2 protein-coding genes are annotated in these 2,576 nt (G+C 71.9%); both read right to left on the minus strand.

All coding sequences use genetic code 11. The features are described 5' to 3' along the window. Positions 1 to 27: 27 nt before the first annotated feature. Positions 28 to 1,365, minus strand: a complete 1,338-nt coding sequence (gene argH, locus ABYE80_RS19605) for an argininosuccinate lyase (RefSeq protein ID WP_372791992.1) — start codon at positions 1,363 to 1,365, stop codon at positions 28 to 30. A gap of 40 nt (positions 1,366 to 1,405) precedes the next feature. Continuing rightward, complete coding sequence (locus ABYE80_RS19610) at positions 1,406 to 2,524, minus strand: DegT/DnrJ/EryC1/StrS family aminotransferase (RefSeq protein WP_372791993.1); 1,119 nt, start codon at positions 2,522 to 2,524, stop codon at positions 1,406 to 1,408. Between the last annotated feature and the right edge of the window lie 52 nt (positions 2,525 to 2,576).

Raw genomic sequence — 2,576 nt, forward strand, 5'->3', positions numbered from 1 at the left:
AGCGGGCGCGCGGTCACCGGCCGGAACTCACCCGACCAGGGCGCGAGCCTGCGCGAGCTGCTCGCGCACACGGACCAGCGCGGTGCCGCCCTCGGAGACCTTCGATTCGAGCCACGAGCTCTGCTCCAGAACGGCGGCAGCATCGTCGCCGAGCTCCGGGACCGCGACCGCACCCAGCGTCTGTCCCGACTCCACCGCCTCCCGTACCAGCCGGGCGATGACGCCGTGCGCCTCGCGGAAGGGCGTGCCCTGCTTCACCAGCAGGTCGGCGAGGTCGACCGCGGCGATCATCTCGTCGGAGGCCGCGGCGGCCATCGCGTCACGATGGAACGTCGCGGTGGAGAGCATGCCCGCCGCCGCCGCGACGCAGACCTCGACGGTGTCCACGGCGTCGAACAGGTGCTCCTTGTCCTCCTGCAGATCCTTGTTGTAGGTCAGAGGCAGCGCGTGGATCACGCCGTGCAGAGCGGCCTGATGTGCCCAGACCCGGGGGGCCTTGCCGCGCAGGAGCTCCGCGGCGTCGGGGTTCTTCTTCTGCGGCATGATCGACGAGCCCGAGGACCAGGCGTCGGAGAGCGTCATGAAGCCGAACTCCGAGCTCGTCCACAGGACGACCTCCTGCCCCAGGCGGCTGAGGTGTGTCGCGCACACCGAGAGCGCGTGGAGCAGGTCGAGCGCGAAGTCGCGGTTGGACACCGCATCGACGGAGTTCGCGGTCACACCCGTGAACCCCAGCTCGGCCGCGACCATCCGGCGGTCGGTGTCGAAGTTGACGCCCGCCAGGGCACCTGCCCCCAGGGGGAGCTCCGCCGAGGCATCGAGGACCGCCTGGAAGCGCCCGACGTCGCGGGTGATCATCCAGAAGTACGCCAGCAGGTGATGGGAGAGGTACACCGGCTGCGCGCGCTGCAGGTGCGTGTAGCCGGGGAGCGGCCAGTCCAGGTGGGCCTCGGACACGTCCAGCAGGACCCGACGCAGATCGTTCAGCTGGGCGATCGCCCGCTGGGCGGCGTCCCGCGTGAACATCGCGAGATCCGTGATCACCTGGTCGTTGCGCGAGCGCGCGGTGTGGAGCTTCCCGCCGGGGGCGCCGACGATCTCGGTCAGCCGGCGCTCCACCGCCATGTGGATGTCCTCGTCGTCCTCGCGGAACGGGAAGGTGCCGTCGCGCAGCTCGCGCTCCACGGCGTCCAGACCGCTGAGGATCGCGTCACGGTCCTCCTCACCGATGATCCCCTGCGCGGCCAGCATGCGCGCATGCGCGCGCGACTGGGCGACATCGAACGGCCAGAGCCGCTGGTCGAACCCCAGCGAGGTGTTCATGGCCTGGAACGCAGGGTCCTGCGGGAGCGAGAAGCGCGACATGGGTGCCGGAGGCTATCGAGGCACCGCCGTACGGCTCCGCCTACCGTGCCCGCAGGACCGCGCCGAGCTCCTCGGCGACGCGCTCGACCTGCTCCTGGCGAAGCTCAGGGAAGAACGGGAGTGCGATCGAGCGGGCCGCGACGTCCTCGCACACCGGGAACTCGCCCTCGCGATGACCGTGCACCTCGCGGTAGTAGCTCATGAGATGGATCGCCGGCAGGTAGGGCTTGCTCTGCACGCCACGCTCGCGGAGGGCACGGATCACGGCGTCGCGATCGGTTCCGCGCGGCACCTGCACCACGAAGACGAACCACCCACGGCGTTCGGCGTCGCGGTCCTCGCACGGCAGCCCGAGGTCGAGCTCGGACGCGAGATCGGTCAGGGCCTCGCGGTACCAGGCCGCTGCCTGCGCGCGCCCCGCGAGCATGCCGTCCAGCCGGTCGAGCTGGGCGAGCCCGACCGCAGCCTGCAGGTCGCTGAGCCGGTAGTTGAAGCCGAGCCGGTCGTGGTCCAGCCACCCCATGTCCGGTGCCCGGCCCTGGTTGCGCTCGCTGTCGATCCGGGCCTTCACGCCGGCGTCACCCGTGGTGACCATGCCGCCCTCGCCGGTGGTCATCTGCTTGTTGGCGTAGAAGCCGAAGACCGCGGGGTGGCCCCGGCCGCCGATCGGCACCCCCTCCCGGTCGCGGGCGCCGAGCGCCTCGCAGGCGTCCTCCACGATCGGGAGACCGAGCCGCTCGAACGCCGGGAGGTCGGCCGGGTAGCCGAAGATGTGGACCGGGAGGATCGCGGTCGTGCGCTCGGTCACCGCGGCGGCCGCCGCGGCCGGGTCGAGATCCAGCGTGACCGGATCGATGTCGGCGAACACCGGCCTGGCCCGCTCGAACACCACCGCGTTGGCGCTGGCGACGAAGCTGAACGGGGAAGTGACGACCTCGTCGCCATCGCTGACACCGACCGCTCGCAGCGCGAGATGCAGGCCGGCGGTCCCGCTCGAGACGGCGCTCGCGTGCGCCGCCCCGACCTTGTCCGCGAACGCCCGCTCGAACGCCGGTCCGGTCGGCCCGAGGGAGAGCTGCCCCGAGCGCAGGACCTCGAGCACGCGCTCCTCCTCCTCGCGGCCGAGCACCGGTCGCGCCAGCGGGATCTCCTCGCTCACGCAGGCCTCCCGGCCGGGCTGCCGTCGTCGGCGGCGGGTTGCGCCTGCCGGG

Origin of the sequence: Paraconexibacter sp., from assembly GCF_041602235.1 — a bacterium.
Classification (GTDB): domain Bacteria; phylum Actinomycetota; class Thermoleophilia; order Solirubrobacterales; family Solirubrobacteraceae; genus Paraconexibacter.